Genomic DNA, 17,630 nt, shown 5'->3' with positions numbered 1-17,630 from the left:
AGAAGGAGCGGATCATGAGCGAGAACGGCGTCGAGCAGATCAGCGCGGACGGTCCCGACGAGAGGACCGCCGCGGAGCAGGGCAACCGCGAGGGCGACGAGATGGCCGCCGAGGGTCAGGACCGCTCGGAGCTCGCGGATCTGACAGGCGATGCGCTCGAGGTGGATGCGCTCGTCGAGGAGGCGGATGCCGAGGGGCTCGGCGGGGACGGGGACCCGCTGGAGGACCTGCACGTCCAGGACGACGACACGGAGCGCTGACCCGGCCGTCTCAGGAGGCGAAGGCCAGCAGACCCGCGACGGCGAGGAACAGGGAGCCGAAGACGCGGTCAAGCAGCCGGGCTCCGCGATCGGTCGTGGTCAGGCGCCGCAGGGGCCGTGCCGCGGCGGCGAAGAAGAACCACATGACCGCGACGTCCACCAGGACGACGGTCGCGCCGAGCACCAGGTACTGCGGCAGCGCCGCCTGGTCGAGACGGATGAACTGCGGGACGAAGGCGAGGAAGAAGACGATCGCCTTCGGGTTCAGCAGGTTCACCCAGAAGCCGCGCCGCGCCATCGACCAGCCGCGCTCGGCGGAACCGGCCGTCCCGGCGGAGCGCGAGACCGCGCCGCCGCGCTGCATCAGCATCCGGATCCCCAGGTAGACGAGATAGGCCGCGCCCGCCCAGCGGATCGTGGTGAACAGCAGCGGGGAGCGGGAGACCACGAGCCCCACCCCCGCGGCGACGATCCCGATGTGCACGACGAGCGCCGCCTGCTGGCCGATGATCCCCCACAGCGACCGCCGCCAGCCCTGCGTCAGGGAGTTGGTCATCGTGTTGATCGCCCCGGCGCCCGGGGTCAGGCTGATCACGAGGCAGGCGAGGAGGAGAGGAATCCAGACGGTCCAGGTCACCCCAGGATTTTACGGATCCGGACCGGGGCGGGAGAAGGCTCTCGAACGGACATCACACGGCGGGTGCGGGCGCCGCGTCCGCGGTGAAGGCGCCGCACCGCGCGAAGTAGTCGGTGCAGGCCGCCGGGTCCCAGCCGTGGCCCTGGGCGAGGCCCTCGGTGAGCATCGAGAGGTAGGCCGGCACCGGCAGCCCGGGCTCGAGCTCGCGCGCCCCGGCCGGTGCGGTGAAGGTGAGCATCGGCCGGCCCTCGCGCTCCCCGACGTTCAGCAGGGTCTCGTAGTGCCCGGGGCCTGCCGTGAAGCTGCCGCCGGGCACGCCCGACCGGACGACCTCCTCGAGCAGGTCGTCCGTGGAGGGCTCCCGATGCATCTCCTGTGCGGCCACGTCCACGAACTGCTGAGCGGTGAGGAGGTAGGCGCGGGCAGCCGTGGGTCCGGGGGAGTGGTGGTCGTAGAAGGCCATCGAGCCGCCCCAGACCGCGGAGCGGGAGGCGAAGCGCAGCCGTCCCGGCAGCATGACGCCCGCCGAGGCCCGCGGCGGGGTTCCGTCGCGCGCCCCCGTGTAGGTGATGAGGGCGCCCTCGGGGCGACCGCCGCGCAGATAGCAGTCCAGGCGCTGCGCGTTCATGTTGGAGCCGTAGCTGACGTACCAGACCAGGGAGTCGTGCTGAGGGGGGTCATGAAGGGGAGGCATCGTGACTCCCATGGTGCCGCATCCACGGGTGCGAACGCGCGGTCTCCTTGACGACGTCGCCGGTGCCGAGGGGTCGTCGAAGGCGACGCTCCGGAGCGGTGAGCGGCCTCCCATGGGCCCTCAGACGCTCTCGAGCTCCGGCTCCCGCGGGACGGTGGCGCGGGTCCCGGCGGCGGGGGACAGGAAGACCGCGACGATGACCACCGCCATCGGCAGCAGCAGGGCGGCGCGCAGGCCGGTGTGCTCGCCGACCATGCCCAGGATCGGCGGGCCCACGAGGAAGGCGAGATAGCCGAGCGTCGAGGCGAGCGCCACGCGGGCCGATGGGTCCGGCCCGGAGTCCCCGGCCGCGGACAGCGCGACCGGGAAGCCGAGGGAGGCGCCCAGGCCCCACAGCACGACCGCGATGGCAGCGACCGCCTGATGGTCCACGAGGGAGACCAGCGCCATGCCGAGGGCGGCGAGCGCCGCGCCGCCGCCGAGGGTGCGGGCCCGGCCGAAGCGCTCGAGGACCGGGCCGCCGCAGAAGCGGCCCACCGTCATCGCGGCCGCGAAGATCGCGAACACGGCGCTGCCCAGCGCCGCGTCGAAGCCGTGGCCGTCGACCATCACCAGCGGCAGCCAGTCGCTCGCGGTGCCCTCGGCGAGCGCCATCGCCAGCACGATCCCGCCGATCAGCAGGAGACGGCGGTCCTTCCACACCGCGGGGCGCGGGGCGGAGAGGGCGGCCTCGCCGGGAACGGCCCGACCGGTCGCGGCCGGCAGCTTGGGGACGGACCAGGCGATCAGGCCGATGCCGACGAGGCCCACGGCCAGCAGGTGCAGGACGACGGGGGCGTCGATCGCGTTGGCGAGGAAGCCGGCTCCGGCACCGATGACGGTGCCCAGGCTGAAGCAGCCGTGCAGCATCGGCAGGAAGGAGCGGCCGGTCGCCTCCTCCACGGCCGCGCCCTCGATGTTCATGGCGACCTCGCCGCCCCCCATGGAGGCGCCGAACAGGCCGAGGCCCATCGCGACCACCGGGGCGATCCCGGCAGCAGCACCGAGGGCGATCACCGGCATCGCGAGCACCAGCAGCGACGAGGCGACCAGGATGACAGGGCGGGCGCCGAAGCGCATGACCGAGGGGCCGGAGGAGAGGATGCCGAGCATCGATCCGACCGAGAGCCCGAACAGCACGAAGCCCATCTGCGCGGTGGACGCCTCGAGCAGGTCGCGGATCGCCGGAGTGCGCGTCACCCAGGAGGCGACGCCGATGCCGGGCAGGAAGAACAGGGCGAACAGCGCCCAGCGGCGCAGGGCGACGGGGGCGGCGGAGGGCGTGGTCACCCGCTGAGCGTACAGTCGTACGTCCGCGGGGCGACAGAGGGGGTGCTCGCCTGCGGCACGGGTCGTTCATCACACCGTCACGCCGGGGCCACGGCGTCGTTGGCGGGCGATCACCCCGGCGGGATCGGATCGGGGGAGCCACCCTCCCGCCCTCCCTGGAAGCGAGCCCTCCGTGCCCGAGACTCCCGCCGCCGGTCCCCTCCTGCTCATCTCCGTGGATGCGATGCACACGAGCGACATCCCGTTCGCCCGGACGCTGCCGGCCTTCTCCCGGATCCTCGAGCGGGCCGCCATCGCCGAGGTCGAGGGGATCTACCCCTCGGTCACCTACCCCAACCACACCGCCCAGATCACGGGCTGCGGACCTGCGACCAGTGGCGTCTACAACAACCTCCGCTTCCAGCCGGGGAAGGGAGACGCCTCCGACTGGTTCGCGGAGGCCTCCGCGATCCGCGTGCCCACCCTGCTGGACGCCGCGGGCGCTGCCGGGCTCGTCACCGCCTCCGTGCAATGGCCCGTCACCGTGGGTGCGGAGTCCGTCCGCTGGCTGGTCCCCGAGCTCGCAGGCGCCCGCTACGGGCAGGGCGACCTCGCCGCGCACTTCCGAGCCTCCACGGACCCGGCGAGCCTCGAGCGCTACGTGCTGCCGAACCTGCCGCTCGTCGCCGAGGGCCGCCCGGGCCGCTTCTTCGACTTCGTCGGAGAGGTCGCCGCGCAGATCCTCGAGCGCGAGCGGCCCGATCTGCTGCTCGTGCACTACGTCGAGGTCGATACGGCCCGCCACGCCCACGGGGCGGAGGGTGTCCACGTCGAGCAGGCGCTGCGCGAGGTCGACGCGCATCTGGGGCGTCTGCTCGCGGCGCTCGAGGACACCGGACGCGCGGAGACGGCGGACATCGTCCTGGTCTCCGACCATGGCCATCTTGACGTCGAGCAGCATACGAACCTCAACGCCGTCTTCGCCGAGCGCGGCTTCCTCCGCCGGGACGAGGAAGGGAACCTCGCGGACTACGACGTGATCTGCCTGGGGGCAGGGCTGTCCGGCCAGCTGTTCCTCGCCGAGGACCTGACGGCTGAGCGCTACGCCCAGGTCGCCGAGATGCTCGCCCAGCTCGAGGCCGATCCGGAGCTGCGCATCGAGCGCATCTGGACCTCCGAGGAGACCCGGCGCGGCTACGGGCTGGACGGCCCGTTCTCCTTCGTCGTCGAGTCCGAGCCGGGGGTCGTGGTGGGCCATGCGCTGGACCGCCGCCCGGTCGTCCGCGCGGGGGACGAGGACTTCCCCGCTCTGCGTGGCGCGCACGGTCATGCCCCGCGCCACGGCGGCCAGCCCGTGCTCATCGCCTCCGGCCCCTCCTTCCAGGAGGGCGTGGACCTCGGCCGGCGCAGCATGCTCGACATCGCCCCGACCCTCGCCCGGGTTCTCGGCGTGGAGCTGCCCGATGCGGAGGGCGCGGTCCTGACCGAGGTGCTCGCCCCGCAGCCGGCCGCCACCGCCTGATCCGCGGGATTCGCCCTCAGTCGACGGCGGCGATGTCCCGCTCGTCCTCGGCGCCGGGCTCGTTGTCGGAGACGATCATGCGGATCGGGTCGAGCTTCGCCCACGCGAAGAACAGGGCCGAGAAGACGATCAGCGCGATGCCCGCCCACAGGTTCGCGTTCAGCCCGTCGGTCTTCGCGGATTCGGCGGCGTCGAAGGCGAACAGGCCCAGCGCCGTGAGGATCAGGCCGTACAGGCCGGTCAGCGCGGCGATGAAGCGGCGGATGTCGAAGGCGCCCGCGGTCTCGACGTGCGAGCTCGGCGGGATGTGATCTGCGGTGCTCATGAGGGTTCCTCCTCGCGATCAGGCGAAGGCGACGTTGAGGGCGATGACCATCGCGAGCGCGAGGAGGGCCATCGGCACGGGGCGGCGGTAGAAGGGCAGCGACTCCTCGTCCGGGTCGACCAGCTGCGTCTTCGGCGTCTCGGAGTAGACCAGACCGCGCAGCTCGTGCACCGGCTTCGGGGCGGTGAACTGCGTGACCACGACGGAGACGAGGATGTCGGTCACGAAGGCGACCGAGGCGGAGAGGAAGGCGAGGCCCTGCCCGCCGCCCAGGCTGAACAGGCCCCCGAACTCCGAGGCGGACCACACCGCGACCGCGGCGAGGGTGCCGGAGACGAGGCCCGCCCAGCCGGCTGTCGGCGTCATCCGCTTCCAGAACATGCCGAGGATGAAGGTCGCGAACAGCGGCGCGTTGAAGAAGCCGAACAGCGTCTGCAGGTAGTCCATCAGGTTCGAGAACGAGGCGGCGATGAGCGCGGTGAAGATCGCGATGATGCAGGCCAGCAGCGTCGCGACCCGCCCCACCTTCAGGTAGTGCGCATCGGGGGCATCCTTCTTCACGTACTGCTGCCACAGGTCGTAGCTGACCACTGTGTTGAAGGCGGAGATGTTCGCGGCCATGCCCGCCATGAACGCGGCCAGCAGACCCGCGATCGCGAGGCCCAGCAGGCCGTTGGGGAGCACGTCCCGCATCAGCAGCAGGAGGGCGTCGTTGTAGGTGACGCCGGTGGCATCGGCCGCGGCGGTGTCCCCGGCGAAGTCGTAGCGCTTGAACTCCGCGAGCTCGTTCACGAGGACCGCGGCGATCATGCCGGGGATGATGACGATGAAGGGGATGAACATCTTCGGGAACGCGCCGATGATGGGCGTCATCCGGGCGGCGGTGATGTTCTTGGATGCCATCGCACGCTGGACCTCGACGAAGTTCGTGGTCCAGTAGCCGAAGGACAGCACGAAGCCGAGGCCGAACACGATCCCCACCACGCTGAGGAACGGGTTCTGGAAGCCGGAGAGCTGCTCGCCCGGCCAGGTCGACAGCTGCTGGGCGCCCAGCATGCCATCGCCCGCGATCCGCTCCTTCAGGCCGCTCCAGCCGCCCACGCGGTGCAGGCCCACGAGCGTCAGCGGCAGCAGCGCCGCGACGATCACGAAGAACTGCAGCACTTCGTTGTAGATCGCGGCGGAGAGCCCGCCGACGGTGATGTAGAACAGCACGAAGGCCGCGGCGAGGATGAGCCCCACCCACATCGGCCAGCCCAGCAGGCGGTTCACGATCGTCGCCAGCAGCGCCAGGTTCACGCCCGCGATGAGCAGCTGCGCGACCGCGAAGGAGATCGCGTTGACCAGGTGCGCGCCGGTGCCGAAGCGCATGCGCATGAACTCGGGGACGGAACGGACCTTGGAGCCGTAGTAGAACGGCATCATCACCACGCCCAGGAACAGCATGGCGGGGATCGCGCCTACCCAGAAGTAGTGCATCGTGGGCAGCCCGTACTGGGCGCCCGTCGCGGACATGCCCATGATCTCGACGGCGCCGAGGTTCGCGGAGATGAAGGCGAGGCCGGTGACCCAGGCGGGCAGGGAGCGGCCGGAGAGGAAGAACTCGATCGAGGAGGAGACTCCGCGCTTCGCCCACCAGCCGACGCCGAGGACGAATGCGAAGTAGAGCGCGATGACCAGGTAGTCGATCCATTGCGCGTCCAGACGGATGGAGACCATGACGGCGTTCCTTCGGGGAGAGGGGAAGAGGCCGTGCGGGTCCGGGGTGCGGGAAGGGGACGCGGGACGTCCGGGCGGCCTGGGGGTGCCGGGGTCGATCACGCTACCACTCGGCCGCGGCTGCCGGGAGGCGGGCGGGCGCGGCCCCGCGGCGCCGCGGGGAGTAGGATTCCCAGCGGCCCTCCGGCGGTGCCGCAGGTGCCCGGCGGCACCGCCCGCCGGTCGTCGCCGCCGTCCACGCCCGTCCAGGAGGACCCCCGTGAGCATCCCCGTGCACGCTGAGCGCGTGCGCTCCCGCACCGAGCGGCTCGACGAGCTGCCCATGTCGCCGCGGCATTGGAGGATGCTGGGCGCGAGCGGCATCGGCTGGGCGCTCGATGCGATGGACGTCGGGCTCATCTCCTTCGTGATCGCGGCGCTCGCGGTCCACTGGGACCTCGGCATGGGGGAGCGGTCGCTGATCGCCTCGGCCGGCTTCGCGGGGATGGCGCTCGGCGCCGTGCTCGGCGGGCTGCTCGCCGACCGGATCGGCCGCCGCCAGGTCTTCGCCCTGACCCTGCTCGTGTACGGGCTCGCGACCGGAGCGTCGGCCCTGTCCACCGGCCTGGTCATGCTGATCGTGCTGCGCGTCGTGGTGGGCCTCGGCCTGGGGGCGGAGCTGCCGGTCGCCTCGACGCTCATGAGCGAGTTCGCGCCGCGGCGCATCCGCGGCCGCGTCATCGTGTGGCTCGAGGCGTTCTGGGCCCTGGGCTGGATCCTCGCCGCCGTCGTGGGCACCTATGTCGTCGCCGCCTCCGATGCGGGCTGGCGCTGGGCGCTCCTGCTGGGCGCGGCGCCCGCCCTCTACGCCCTCGTGATCCGCTGGAAGATGCCGGAATCCGTCCGCTACCTCGAGTCGCGGGGTCGGCACGAGGAGGCCGAGCGCACCGTCCGCGCGCTCGAGGAGTCCGCGGGCGTCCCCGCTCCGAGCCTGCAGGAGGCCGCACGGACCGGCACCGATGCGGGCCCCGCCGCGGAGCCCGCCGCCGGGCGCGCGAGCATCTGGTCCGCGGCCCTGCGGGGACGCACCGCCGCCCTGTGGATCGTCTGGTTCTGCGTGAACCTCTCCTACTACGGCGCCTTCATCTGGATCCCCTCGCTGCTGGTCGAGCGCGGATACGACCTCACGAGGTCCTTCACCTTCACGCTCATCATCACCCTCGCGCAGCTGCCCGGCTACGCGGTCAGCTCCTGGCTGATCGAGGTGATCGGGCGGCGCTGGACGCTGTGCGTGTTCCTGCTCGGCTCCGCCGGCTCCGCGATGCTGTTCGGGGTGGCCGACAGCCCCGCGGCCATCATCGCCGCCGGCTGCCTGCTGTCCTTCTTCAACCTGGGCGCCTGGGGCGCGCTGTACGCGATCAGCCCCGAGATCTACCCGACGCGGGTGCGCGGCACGGGCAGCGGCGCGGCAGCCGGCTTCGGCCGCCTCGCCTCGATCATCGCGCCGATCATGGTGCCCGTCGTGGTCGCCGCGAGCGGGATCGCCGCGGCCTTCGGCGTGATCGCGGCGGCCTTCGCGATCGCCGCCTGCGCCGCCTTCTGCCTGCCCGAGCGCCGCGGGGAGGCCCTCGTATGAACCTCGCCGAGCTGACCCCGCTGGTGTGGACCGTCCTCGCCGCCGGAGCGCTCGTGGTGGGGCTGTCGAAGACCGCGGTCCCCGGCGCGGGCACGATCGCCGTGGCGATGTTCGCCTCCGTGCTGCCGGCGAAGGCGTCCACGGGCGCCCTGCTGGTGCTGCTGATCGTCGGCGACATGATGGCGTTGCTGGCCTATCGCCGCCACGCCGACTGGCGGGTCATCCTGAGGATGGCTCCGGCCGTCGTGCTCGGCCTGGTCGCCGGCTGGGGCTTCCTGGCGCTGGCCTCCGATGCCTGGGTGCGTCGCGGCATCGGGGCGCTGCTGCTCATGGTGATCGCCGTGACCCTGCTGCGGCGCTGGCGCGCCGCCCGATCCACCGCGGCGGCGCGGCAGGAGGACGCGGCCGAGGCGCCCGGCGGCGGAGGACTCGCGGCCTGGACCTACGGCGGGCTCGGCGGATTCACGACGATGGTCGCCAACGCCGCGGGCCCGGTCATGTCGATGTACTTCCTGGCCGCGAAGTTCCCGGTCAAAGCATTCCTCGGCACCTCGGCCTGGTTCTTCGCGACCGTGAACCTCGCCAAGCTGCCCTTCAGCATCGGCCTCGGCATCATCACCCCGACCTCGCTGCTGCTGGACCTGATCCTGGTGCCCCTCGTGCTGCTGGGAGGCCTCGGCGGACGACTCATCGCCCAGCGCATCAGCCAGAGAGCCTTCGAGTGGGCGGTCGTGATCCTCACGGTGCTGGGCGCCGGCTACCTGCTCGTCTGACCGGGCCGCAGGCGCCCTCGGTCCCGCGTCTCAGTCCTGCTTCCGACGGCGGGCCATGCGGGTCAGCTGGACGGCGATCCAGAGGATCCCACCCGTCGCCAGCACCGGCAGGCCGACCGTGAGCAGCAGCGGGATGACCTCCCAGCCGTTCAGTCCCAAGGATTCCATCGTGCGCTCCCCTCCTGCGTCACCGACTGCGATCCCTGCTCAGCGTACAGGGCCTCCGCGCGCGCGTCAGCCGATCAGCCCGTGACCGACCGGGGGACCAGCACCACCGGTGCATGGGCCCAGCCGCCCAGAGGGGCGATCTCCCGTTCCCCGGGCTCCTCGGCGGGTCGCGCATCGGCCGCGGCGAGGAGCTCCCGCACCAGGACGCGCAGCTCGAGGGTCGCGAGCGGGCGGCCCGGGCACGCATGGGGGCCGGCGCCGTAGACGAGGTTCGCGGACGCATGGGCCGCCGGGTCGACGGAATCGGCCCGCCCGAAGACCCTCTCGTCGCGGTTCGCCGAGGTCCAGTGCACGAGCACCCGGTCCCCGGCGGCGATCTCCTCCTCGCCGATCCGCACCGGGCAGCGGGCCACCCGCCGGTTCGCCACGAAGGGGTCGTCGATCCGCAGCAGCTCGTCGATGATCGCCGTCGCCTCCGCCGCGGAGCCCGTCCGCAGGCGCGTCGCGAGGACGGGCCGATGCGCGAGCTCCCGCAGGATCACCCCCAGGCACAGGGCGATCGAGCCGAGGTCCCCGCCCGTCCAGTTCCGCAGGACCGAGACGAGCTCCTCCTCGGTGAACAGGCGGTCCACCGCCCCCGGGGTGTCCGGGTCTGGGAGGGCGACGCGCACGCGCATGAGCTGCGCGGTCACATCGCCCGGATCCTCGGAGCCGAGTGCCCGGCGCGGGGCGAGCACGGAGCGGATGATCTCGTCGAAGCGCTCCGCCGCCGCCGCGGTGCCGGCGAGGTCCCCGGAACGCGTGGCCTCATGGTTCTGCGACATCCAGGCCAGCAGCTCCGGCTCGAGCGCCGCGGGCCAGCCCAGCCAGGCCGTCTGGGCGCGCACCGCGAAGACGGCACCGATCGCCGCGACCGCGTCGACCTCCGTACCCGTCCCGGGCACGTCCTCGAGCAGCTCCGCGACGAGGCCACGGGCGATCCGCACGAGCACCGGCTCGAGCCGCGCCATCGCCTCCGGGGCGAAGAAGCGATCGGTCGCGGCGCGGACGGCCGCATGCTCCGTCCCGTCCAGGCCGTTGGGGACCTGCAGGAAGCGGGAGACCGCGGAGGAGAACGCCTCCGCGTCCTCGACCACGCGCCGCGCCTCGGCATGCCCGAGCACCACCCACGTGCCGTCCTCGCTGCGGGCGAGGGGCGCCACAGCGCGCTGCTCGTCGGTGATGCTGCGGGGTTCGAGGCCATCGAGCGAGATCCGGGGAGTCGACATGCTCGCACCGTAGGCGGGGCATCGTCCCGGGGCGCGGGACCTCGGTCCCGGCCGCACGGTCCGAGCCCAGGTCGCGGGGCGGTGGTGTTGGATGGGTCGCATGAACGCACCGAGCAGACGCGCCCTCCTGTCCCTGGCCGCCGCGCTCCCCGCGGGGGCGGCCCTCGCATCCTGCGACGACGCCGGCTCCGGGGGCGGGGGAGAGGATGCCCGCTCCGAGGTCACGCCGCTCGAGCCGGGACCCGTCTCGCAGGCCCACGGCGCGCTCAGCCCCTTCACGGCCGCGCTCCTGCCCGCCGCGCTCGAGGCCGCGGGGACGGCGAACCTCGTCTGCTCCCCGACCTCCGCGCTCGTGGCCCTCACCATGGCGGGCCTCGGCGCGCAGGGGACGACGCGCAGCCAGATGGAGGAGGTCCTCGGCGCCCCGATGGACCAGCTCGCCGAGCTCTCCACGATCCTGCGCACGAGCCTCGCCGCGATCCCCACCCAGGAGCGCAGCGGCGAGGAGGAGGACCTGCCCGATCCCGACTCCGCGTCCCTCGCGAGTGGCGTCTGGCTCGCCGAGGGGCTCGATGTGCGGCGCCCCTACCTCGACGACCTCGCCCGGTACCTCGACGCCGGGATCCGCACCGCGGACTTCGCGCAGGAGGAGGGCCGAGAAGCCGCGCGGGAGGCGATGAACGCGTTCGTCTCCGAGGCGACCGAGGGGATGATCGAGGACCTCGTGCCGGAAGGCGCGCTCACCGAGGCCACGGTCCTCGCCCTCGTCAATGCCCTGCACCTGCGCGGCGCCTGGCACGCCCCGCTGACCGACGCAGGACCGGTGACCTTCCACGCCGAGGGAGGCGACGTGCCGGTGCCGATGCTCGCCGGGAAGGCATCGGGCTGGTACGAGGACACGTATGCGCAGGCGACGCTGCTGCCGACCGCGGACCGCGACCTGGGGCTCGTGCTGGTCCGGCCGAGCGCCGGCCTGCCCGCGCTCCTGCAGGCATGGACGGAGGATCCGACGATCCTCACCGCCCTGCTCGTCGAGGTGGTCGCCGGGGCCGACACCGTCGCGCTGACGATGCCCGTCCTCGACCTCGACTCGCGGCTCTCGCTCGGCGACGTCCTCGCCGGGCTCGGGATGACCGACGCCTTCGGCGACGCCGCCGATTTCACCGGCATCGTGGGCGCCGGCGGGATCGCGCTGTCCCAGGTGCTGCAGAAGGCCACGATGGTCGTGGACGAGAAGGGCATGGAAGCCGCGGCCGCGACCGCCGCCCTCGTCGAGGTCACCTCCGCCCAGATCGATCCGCTGACCCTCACCCTCGACGTCCCCTATGTCGCCCTCGCGATCTCCACGGCGACCCTCGCCCCGCTCGTCGTCGCCCTCGTCGCGGACCCGGCGGGGCAGGGGTGAGCGAAGCCGCCGTGGAGCTCCTCAGCACGGGCCTCGTGGTCCTGGGAGCCCTGGCGATCCTGGCCTCGCTCACGCTCAGCCTGCTGCTCGCTCCACGCGGGACGTCCCTCGGGCAGCGATTCCTCTGGGCTCGGGACTGGTCTGCGGGAATGCCCTGGATCCGGCTCCGCATCGGGCTCCTGCTCGCCGGGTTCGGCGCTCTCGGCCTGATGAACACGGTGCAGGTGTCGCGCGGCGATCCCGCTCGGTACATGGAGTACGTGATCCGGTCCGTCACGGAGTCCGATTGGATCTTCTGGGGGATCCTCACGGCGGTCATGGCTGTTCCGGTCACGATGCTCCACATCGCTCTTGCGGAGGACGAGCTGAGCAAGGACAGGTCCGGACGTCGGCATCGGATCATCGCGCGTGCCGTGATCGGCGTGCTGTGGAAGCTTCCGCTCCTCATGATCGGCGTGAAGGCTCTGGCGATCTTCCTGGGTCTCTAGGGCGGTGGATGACGCGGCCTGCCCCTATCCTGGCCAGATGCCTGTCCCCATCAGGGTCCGCCGCGGCCCCGATCTCGCCCCGGCGCAGCTCTACGCGCTGCTGCGGCTGCGGACCGACGTGTTCGTCGTCGAGCAGGAGTGCCCCTACCCGGAGCTCGACGGACAGGACCTGCTGCCGGGGACGGTGCACCTGTGGATCGAGGACGGAGCGGAGGGCGGGGCGCCGCGGCGCGTCCTCGCGACGATCCGGATCCTCGGCGCCGACGGCGCACGACCGGTGATCGGCCGGGTCGCGACCGCGGCCGACGCCCGGGGCCGCGGACTCGCCGCCCGCCTGCTCGAGCACGGCATCGGCCGGTGCGATGCGGGCTCGCCTATCGGCCTGCACGCCCAGGCCCACCTCGAGGGCTGGTATCGCCGCTTCGGCTTCCTCCGCGATGGGGACCCCTACCTCGAGGACGGCATCCCCCACGTCCCGATGCTGCGCCCCCGGGCCGCTGTCGAGGAGGCGTGAGAGTCGACCGCCGGGGGACTCGTTCGGCGCGGCCGATGAGTTCCCCGGCGGTCGGATTCTGCGGCAGGTCCGCCTGCGACCTCAGTCGTCGCCGCGCACCCACTGCGCGAGATGGGCGGACAGGGCCAGACGGCTCGGCTCGTGGCAGTACATCATGTGCCCGGCCTCGTAGTCCTCGACGCGGATCCGCTGCTCGTAGGTCTCCCGCGGCACCGCCAGATGCGCGAGGACGTGCTCGGAGGCGTGGAAGGGCGTCGCCGCGTCGTGGTAGCCGTGGGCGACGAAGACTCGCGTGGACGGCGACTTCCGCAGCACCCGCGCGAGGTCCGAGGCGACCTCGACCGACCGGTTCTCGAAGTCCTTGTAGCTCCACGGGTGCACGCGGGAGGACATGATCTCGTAGACCACGTCGCTGCTGAACTCGAGCTCGGTGCGCAGGTACTGGTTGATGCCGGCGGTGTAGGCGGGTGCGAGCTGGTCGATCGACGGGTCCGTCTCCATCTGCGCGCCGATCCCATCACCCGCCGGAGCGCTGAAGCGGCCGTCGATCCGGCCGGTCACCAGGCCGCGGTCCCGCTGCAGCTCCGCGAGGAAGGCCATGTGCTCCACGCGCAGGTCCACCCGCTCGACCCACTCCGGATCCACGCCGATCAGGGAGCCGATGGTCTCCGCCGCCGCCCGCTTCTCCTCCTCGCCCAGGCGCAGGCCCTGCGCGAGCAGCTGCGGATACTGCTGCTCCGCGAACGCCTCCGCCTCGTCGACGACGTCCTGCAGCAGACGACCCTCATGCTTGCCATGGGCGTGCGCGATCGCCGCGTACGTCGGCAGGTAGTGCAGGTACGGAGCGTCGTTCCCCGGCGTGAAGAACACGGTCCCGAAATCGAGGACCGGGGAGATCAGCGCGATCCCGCTGGGCACCACGTAGTAGCGGTCCGTGAGGCGTCCCGCGACCGCGGAGGCGCGGGTCGTGCCGTAGGACTCGCCCGCCAGGAACAGCGGGGAGTGCCAGCGCTCGTGCCGGCTCAGCCAGTCCACGACGAAGGAGGCGATCAGATCGCGGTCCTCGGCGAAGCCGTGGTGGCGGTCGGGCTTCGCCCCCGGCGCGGGGCGGGAGTAGCCGGTCGTCATCGCATCGACCATCACCAGATCCGCCTCGCGCAGCAGCGTCTCGTGGTTGTCGAGCAGCCCGAAGGGCGGAGGGGTCAGCGCACCCGCGTCCCCGGAGTCCACGCGCCGCGGCCCGAACAGGCCCAGGTGCAGCCACACCGTCGAGGCACCCGGTCCGCCGTTGAAGGCGAACACGACCGGCCGCTGATCCCCACGACCGGAGGCCACGTAGCTGACGGAGAACACCTCCGCGTACGCCTCCGCCCGCTGGTAGCCGTCCCCGGAGGGCTCCTCGCGCAGCACCGTCGTGCCCGTGTGCGCGGTGTAGGACAGCGGTCCGTCCGGCAGCTCGAGGACATGCGCGGTCACCGACATGCGGTCGGCGGGCTCGGGCTTCTCGGCGCCGTCCCGGGCGGCGGCATCGGCGGTGGTGCGGGTGCTCTGGTCGGTCATGGGGTCCTCTCGGCGGATGGGCGGCCAGGCGGCCGCATCGGGGCTGGTGGGCGGGATGCGTCCCGCGATCCTGCCCCCACTCTATGGGGCCCATCACGTCCTGTACGGTGGTCGGTGCTGTGCCCGAGTTCGACGAGGAGAGGTGAGGACGCATGCGACCTCGCAGACGTTCAGCCACCGCGGGCATGTCCCGCCGCGGGGCGATGATGGGCGGGGCCACGGCCCTCGCCGCAGGATTGGCGGCCTGCGCGCCGCCCGGGACCGCGAACATCAACGCGAAGCCCACCATCCCCGCCGCGGACGGGAAGGTCACGGTCACCTACTGGGCGTGGCTCAAGGACCTCGACAAGGTCGCGGACGTGTTCAACAAGAGCCAGGACCGCATCACCGTGGAGACGTCCTGGATCCCCGGAGGCAACTCGGGCGGCTACGCGAAGATCCTCTCCGCCGTCTCCGCCGGCGGCGGGCCCGACATCGCCCAGGTCGAGCTGCGCTCCCTGCCGGAGTTCGCGCTCGCGGGAGCGCTCACCGACCTCGCCCGCTACGGCTTCGCCGAGAAGGAGCCGCTGTTCGACCCCGGGGCGTGGGCCCAGGCGCAGATCGGCGGTTCCGTGTGGGGCGTCCCCCAGGACACCGGGCCCTGCGCCTTCTTCTACAACCGCGAGGTCTTCGAGGGGGAGCTCGGCATCGCCCCGCCCACCAGCTGGGAGGACTTCCGCACCGCCGCGCAGCAGGTCACCGAGGCCGGCAAGACCCTGATGACCCTCGACCCGACCGACGGCTCCCATCCCGTCATGTGGGCGATGCAGTCCGGGGCCGTCTGGTTCCGGCCCGAGGGGGACGGCTGGATCATCGACATGCAGGACCCCGCCTCGCTCCGCGTCGCCGAGTACTGGGACCAGGTCCTCGCCGACGGCACGATCGACACCGGATTCGGCTTCGCCACCACCCCGTGGATGGCAGCGGCGGGCGACGACCAGGTGCTCGGCTTCATCGGCGGTTCCTGGGGCGACGCGCTCATCGAGTCCGTGCCCGGCGGCTCCGGACGATGGGCCGTCGCGCCGATGCCCCGCTGGGAGGACGGATACGCCTCCGGCGGCCACGGAGGATCCTCCGCCGCGATCCTCGCGAACTCGCAGCACCCCGCGGAGGCCCTCGAGTTCCTCACCTGGATGTGCACCGACCCCGCCGGCATCGACGCCATGATCGAGTTCTCCGGGATCGGCTGGTCCCCGGCGAAGGACTACATCGGCCAGAAGCGGCTGCAGCCCTCCGAGTTCTTCTCGGGGCAGAGCTACAACGAGGAGGTCATCGTGCCGATGGCCGCGGGACAGAACCTCGACTGGACCTGGGCGCCGCTCATGCAGCGGGCGATGGCCGCGATCGGCGACAACATGACCCGGGTCGTGAACAAGGAGATCACCATGGTCGACCTGCTGGGCGACACCCAGGGCACGATCATCGAGATCATGCAGGGAATCGGACTGAACGTGGAGGCCGGATCATGAGGACCAAGTCAGCTCCCTGGGTCCTGCTGGCCCCGTTCCTCGTCCTGTTCGTGGGCACGATGGTCATCCCGATCATCATGGCGATCGGCTACAGCTTCACCCGCGTCGAGCGCAGCGGCCTGCTGGGCGAGGCGGGCAGCGCCTCCGTCTTCGCGGGCCTGGACAACTACGTCGCGGCGCTCAGCAACGTCAACTTCCTCGCCTCCATCGGGCGGATGATCCTGTTCGGCGTCGTGCAGGTGACCGTCATGATCGTCGCCGCGACGGTGCTCGCCCTGCTGCTGGAGAGCGCGAGCGCGAAGTGGCCCGGCTTCTTCCGCTCCTCGTTCTTCCTGCCCTACGGCATCCCCGGCGTGATCGCGACCATCCTGTGGTCCTTCCTGTACATCCCGGGCCTGAGCCCGATCGTGGACGTGCTCGGGATCGTCGGGATCGACGTCGACTTCCTCGCTCCCGGCGTCGTGCTCTGGTCGATCGCGAACATCGTGACCTGGACCTACACGGGCTACAACATGCTCATCATCATCGCCCAGCTCAAATCGATCCCGAAGGAGCTGTACGAGGCGGCGACCATCGACGGAGCCGGGCCGATGCGGATCGTCCGCTCGATCCAGCTGCCGCTGATCCGGCCCGCCCTCGTGCTGACGATCATCTTCTCGATCATCGGCACCCTGCAGCTGTTCGCGGAGCCGCGCCTGCTCATGACGATGAGCTCCGGCATCACCACCGAGTACACCCCGAACATGTCCGCCTACGCGTACGCCTTCCAGTACAACGAGATCGGGATGGCCGCCGCGCAGGCCGTCATCATCGCGGTCTCGGCGTTCATCCTCTCCGCGATCGCGCTGGGGATCTCCTCGCGGACGGAGAAGAAGTCATGACCACCACCCCCGCCCCGGCGCGCTCCCGCGCCGCCCAGGACGACGGACGGGCCGGGACCCGGTCCGCCGGCCGGAAGCCTGCCGTCACGATCATCGTCACCGCCGTCCTCGCGATCGTCGCGATCTACTTCCTGGTCCCCGTGTACTGGGTGATCGTCAACGCCTCGAAGTCGACGGAGGACCTGTTCGGCACGAGCGGGTTCTGGTTCGGCCACCAGTTCCAGCTCTTCGACAACCTCAAGGCGGTGCTCACCGCCCGCGGCGGCATCTTCAGCCGCTGGGCCCTGAACTCGCTGCTCTACTCCGGGGTGGGCGCGGTGCTCGCGACCTACTTCGCGGTCGCCGGCGGGTACGCGCTCGCGAAGTACCGCTTCCGCGGGAAGAACCTCGTGTTCGCCATGGTCCTGGGCGGTGTGCTGGTCCCCGGCACGGCGACGGCCCTGCCGCTGTTCTTCCTGTTCAGCGCCGTGGGCCTGACCAACACGTACTGGTCGGTGCTGATCCCCTCGCTGGTGAGCCCCTTCGGCCTGTTCCTCGCGCGGATCTATGCGGGCGCCGCGGTGCCCGACGAGGTCCTCGAGGCCGGGCGGATCGACGGCGCGGGAGAGCTGCGGATCTTCCACTCGATCGCGCTGCGCCAGCTGACCCCGGCGATCGTCACGATCGTGCTGTTCCAGTTCGTCGGCATCTGGAACAACTACTTCCTGCCGCTGGTCATGCTCGCGGACGAGAACCTGTACCCGATCACGCTGGGGCTGGACAACTGGCGGGCCCAGACCGACCGTCTGCCGGAGTTCTTCCAGCTCACGATCGGCGGAGCGCTGCTGTCGGTGATCCCGCTGGCGATCCTCATCCTGGTCCTGCAGCGCTTCTGGCGCGGCGGCCTCACGGAGGGGTCGGTCAAGGGGTAGCGGCACCGATCTCGGGCTCCGTCCCGTTCGATGGGCGGTTCCGGTTCAGATGCTCTGCGGTCTGAACCGGAACC

General features: G+C 71.6%; 18 protein-coding genes. 10 read left to right on the top strand and 8 right to left on the bottom strand.

The genetic code is table 11. The features are described from left to right. Window positions 1-14: 14 nt before the first annotated feature. Entirely contained in the window at window positions 15-260 is a 246-nt protein-coding gene (locus tag ACFFF6_RS00510; protein ID WP_376977216.1) for a hypothetical protein, read from the top strand. Window positions 261-270: 10 nt separating this feature from the next. Here ACFFF6_RS00510 and ACFFF6_RS00505 read toward each other — a convergent pair whose 3' ends face one another. From ACFFF6_RS00505 to ACFFF6_RS00495, 3 genes are all read right to left on the bottom strand, one after another. Beyond that, window positions 271-897 carry a LysE family transporter gene (locus ACFFF6_RS00505; protein WP_376977214.1) on the bottom strand — a complete coding sequence of 209 codons (627 nt, stop codon included), beginning with the start codon at window positions 895-897 and terminating at the stop codon, window positions 271-273. 52 nt (window positions 898-949) lie between these two features. Beyond that, on the bottom strand, window positions 950-1,591 hold the full coding sequence (locus ACFFF6_RS00500; protein ID WP_376977212.1) for a histone deacetylase: 642 nt from the start codon (window positions 1,589-1,591) through the stop codon (window positions 950-952). A 120-nt stretch (window positions 1,592-1,711) separates the two neighbouring features. Beyond that, a complete protein-coding gene (locus tag ACFFF6_RS00495; RefSeq protein WP_376977210.1) occupies window positions 1,712-2,920 on the bottom strand; it encodes an MFS transporter in 1,209 nt (402 codons plus the stop codon). A gap of 172 nt (window positions 2,921-3,092) precedes the next feature. On the opposite strand from ACFFF6_RS00495, the gene ACFFF6_RS00490 reads away from it, so the two are divergent. Further along, on the top strand, window positions 3,093-4,421 hold the full coding sequence (locus ACFFF6_RS00490) for an alkaline phosphatase family protein (protein ID WP_376977208.1): 1,329 nt from the start codon (window positions 3,093-3,095) through the stop codon (window positions 4,419-4,421). 16 nt (window positions 4,422-4,437) lie between these two features. Here ACFFF6_RS00490 and ACFFF6_RS00485 read toward each other — a convergent pair whose 3' ends face one another. Further along, the gene (locus ACFFF6_RS00485) at window positions 4,438-4,746 is read right to left on the bottom strand and encodes a hypothetical protein (RefSeq protein ID WP_376977206.1); all 309 of its coding nucleotides are present in this window, start codon (window positions 4,744-4,746) and stop codon (window positions 4,438-4,440) included. 18 nt (window positions 4,747-4,764) lie between these two features. After that, on the bottom strand, window positions 4,765-6,465 hold the full coding sequence (locus ACFFF6_RS00480; RefSeq protein WP_376977204.1) for a sodium:solute symporter family protein: 1,701 nt from the start codon (window positions 6,463-6,465) through the stop codon (window positions 4,765-4,767). Between the two features lie 322 nt (window positions 6,466-6,787). Here ACFFF6_RS00480 and ACFFF6_RS00475 point away from each other — a divergent pair, with 322 nt between their 5' ends. Both ACFFF6_RS00475 and ACFFF6_RS00470 read left to right on the top strand, forming a co-directional pair. Continuing rightward, window positions 6,788-8,080: an MFS transporter gene (locus tag ACFFF6_RS00475; protein WP_376977551.1), complete on the top strand. Its 1,293-nt coding sequence runs from the start codon at window positions 6,788-6,790 to the stop codon at window positions 8,078-8,080. Beyond that, window positions 8,077-8,853, top strand: a complete 777-nt coding sequence (locus ACFFF6_RS00470) for a TSUP family transporter (protein ID WP_376977202.1) — start codon at window positions 8,077-8,079, stop codon at window positions 8,851-8,853. Before ACFFF6_RS00475 ends, ACFFF6_RS00470 begins: the two co-directional genes overlap by 4 nt. 30 nt (window positions 8,854-8,883) lie before the next feature. Here ACFFF6_RS00470 and ACFFF6_RS00465 read toward each other — a convergent pair whose 3' ends face one another. Together ACFFF6_RS00465 and ACFFF6_RS00460 are read right to left on the bottom strand one after the other, a co-directional pair. Further along, window positions 8,884-9,021, bottom strand: a complete 138-nt coding sequence (locus tag ACFFF6_RS00465) for a hypothetical protein (RefSeq protein ID WP_376977201.1) — start codon at window positions 9,019-9,021, stop codon at window positions 8,884-8,886. A gap of 74 nt (window positions 9,022-9,095) precedes the next feature. Further along, window positions 9,096-10,289 (bottom strand): cytochrome P450, encoded by a 1,194-nt coding sequence (locus tag ACFFF6_RS00460; protein ID WP_376977199.1) that lies wholly within the window; start codon window positions 10,287-10,289, stop codon window positions 9,096-9,098. Window positions 10,290-10,389: 100 nt separating this feature from the next. Here ACFFF6_RS00460 and ACFFF6_RS00455 point away from each other — a divergent pair, with 100 nt between their 5' ends. From ACFFF6_RS00455 to ACFFF6_RS00445, 3 genes are read left to right on the top strand one after another with little or no spacing between them, the layout of a single operon-like run. Continuing rightward, window positions 10,390-11,694 carry a serpin family protein gene (locus ACFFF6_RS00455; protein WP_376977197.1) on the top strand — a complete coding sequence of 435 codons (1,305 nt, stop codon included), beginning with the start codon at window positions 10,390-10,392 and terminating at the stop codon, window positions 11,692-11,694. Next, window positions 11,691-12,182 (top strand): hypothetical protein, encoded by a 492-nt coding sequence (locus tag ACFFF6_RS00450; RefSeq protein ID WP_376977196.1) that lies wholly within the window; start codon window positions 11,691-11,693, stop codon window positions 12,180-12,182. Before ACFFF6_RS00455 ends, ACFFF6_RS00450 begins: the two co-directional genes overlap by 4 nt. Before the next feature lie 37 nt (window positions 12,183-12,219). Further along, on the top strand, window positions 12,220-12,696 hold the full coding sequence (locus ACFFF6_RS00445) for a GNAT family N-acetyltransferase (RefSeq protein ID WP_376977194.1): 477 nt from the start codon (window positions 12,220-12,222) through the stop codon (window positions 12,694-12,696). Between the two features lie 81 nt (window positions 12,697-12,777). Here the strand turns inward: ACFFF6_RS00445 and ACFFF6_RS00440 are convergent, their stop codons facing one another. After that, complete coding sequence (locus ACFFF6_RS00440) at window positions 12,778-14,256, bottom strand: S10 family peptidase (protein WP_376977192.1); 1,479 nt, start codon at window positions 14,254-14,256, stop codon at window positions 12,778-12,780. A gap of 152 nt (window positions 14,257-14,408) precedes the next feature. Here ACFFF6_RS00440 and ACFFF6_RS00435 point away from each other — a divergent pair, with 152 nt between their 5' ends. Genes ACFFF6_RS00435 through ACFFF6_RS00425 form a run of 3 tightly spaced genes read left to right on the top strand, consistent with a single transcriptional unit; the run spans window position 14,409 to window position 17,556 of the window. After that, a complete protein-coding gene (locus tag ACFFF6_RS00435) occupies window positions 14,409-15,764 on the top strand; it encodes an ABC transporter substrate-binding protein (RefSeq protein ID WP_376977190.1) in 1,356 nt (451 codons plus the stop codon). After that, complete coding sequence (locus ACFFF6_RS00430; RefSeq protein ID WP_376977188.1) at window positions 15,761-16,645, top strand: carbohydrate ABC transporter permease; 885 nt, start codon at window positions 15,761-15,763, stop codon at window positions 16,643-16,645. The genes ACFFF6_RS00435 and ACFFF6_RS00430 overlap by 4 nt, the downstream gene beginning before the upstream one ends. Continuing rightward, on the top strand, window positions 16,642-17,556 hold the full coding sequence (locus ACFFF6_RS00425) for a carbohydrate ABC transporter permease (protein WP_376977186.1): 915 nt from the start codon (window positions 16,642-16,644) through the stop codon (window positions 17,554-17,556). Before ACFFF6_RS00430 ends, ACFFF6_RS00425 begins: the two co-directional genes overlap by 4 nt. Window positions 17,557-17,630 lie beyond the last annotated feature (74 nt).

It is taken from the genome of Brachybacterium hainanense (assembly GCF_042434575.1).
Classification (GTDB): domain Bacteria; phylum Actinomycetota; class Actinomycetes; order Actinomycetales; family Dermabacteraceae; genus Brachybacterium; species Brachybacterium hainanense.
This window is presented reverse-complemented; position numbering and strand designations above follow the sequence as displayed.

What these genes read in the sequence shown, in the direction of transcription:
- ACFFF6_RS00510 (WP_376977216.1), top strand. Translation starts at nt 15, where the DNA reads ATGAGCGAGAACGGCGTCGAGCAGATCAGCGCGGACGGTCCCGACGAG.
- ACFFF6_RS00500 (WP_376977212.1), bottom strand. Translation starts at nt 1,591, where the DNA reads ATGCCTCCCCTTCATGACCCCCCTCAGCACGACTCCCTGGTCTGGTAC.
- ACFFF6_RS00485 (WP_376977206.1), bottom strand. Translation starts at nt 4,746, where the DNA reads ATGAGCACCGCAGATCACATCCCGCCGAGCTCGCACGTCGAGACCGCG.
- ACFFF6_RS00480 (WP_376977204.1), bottom strand. Translation starts at nt 6,465, where the DNA reads ATGGTCTCCATCCGTCTGGACGCGCAATGGATCGACTACCTGGTCATC.
- ACFFF6_RS00475 (WP_376977551.1), top strand. Translation starts at nt 6,788, where the DNA reads ATGTCGCCGCGGCATTGGAGGATGCTGGGCGCGAGCGGCATCGGCTGG.
- ACFFF6_RS00470 (WP_376977202.1), top strand. Translation starts at nt 8,077, where the DNA reads ATGAACCTCGCCGAGCTGACCCCGCTGGTGTGGACCGTCCTCGCCGCC.
- ACFFF6_RS00465 (WP_376977201.1), bottom strand. Translation starts at nt 9,021, where the DNA reads ATGGAATCCTTGGGACTGAACGGCTGGGAGGTCATCCCGCTGCTGCTC.
- ACFFF6_RS00460 (WP_376977199.1), bottom strand. Translation starts at nt 10,289, where the DNA reads ATGTCGACTCCCCGGATCTCGCTCGATGGCCTCGAACCCCGCAGCATC.
- ACFFF6_RS00455 (WP_376977197.1), top strand. Translation starts at nt 10,390, where the DNA reads ATGAACGCACCGAGCAGACGCGCCCTCCTGTCCCTGGCCGCCGCGCTC.
- ACFFF6_RS00445 (WP_376977194.1), top strand. Translation starts at nt 12,220, where the DNA reads ATGCCTGTCCCCATCAGGGTCCGCCGCGGCCCCGATCTCGCCCCGGCG.
- ACFFF6_RS00440 (WP_376977192.1), bottom strand. Translation starts at nt 14,256, where the DNA reads ATGACCGACCAGAGCACCCGCACCACCGCCGATGCCGCCGCCCGGGAC.
- ACFFF6_RS00435 (WP_376977190.1), top strand. Translation starts at nt 14,409, where the DNA reads ATGCGACCTCGCAGACGTTCAGCCACCGCGGGCATGTCCCGCCGCGGG.
- ACFFF6_RS00430 (WP_376977188.1), top strand. Translation starts at nt 15,761, where the DNA reads ATGAGGACCAAGTCAGCTCCCTGGGTCCTGCTGGCCCCGTTCCTCGTC.
- ACFFF6_RS00425 (WP_376977186.1), top strand. Translation starts at nt 16,642, where the DNA reads ATGACCACCACCCCCGCCCCGGCGCGCTCCCGCGCCGCCCAGGACGAC.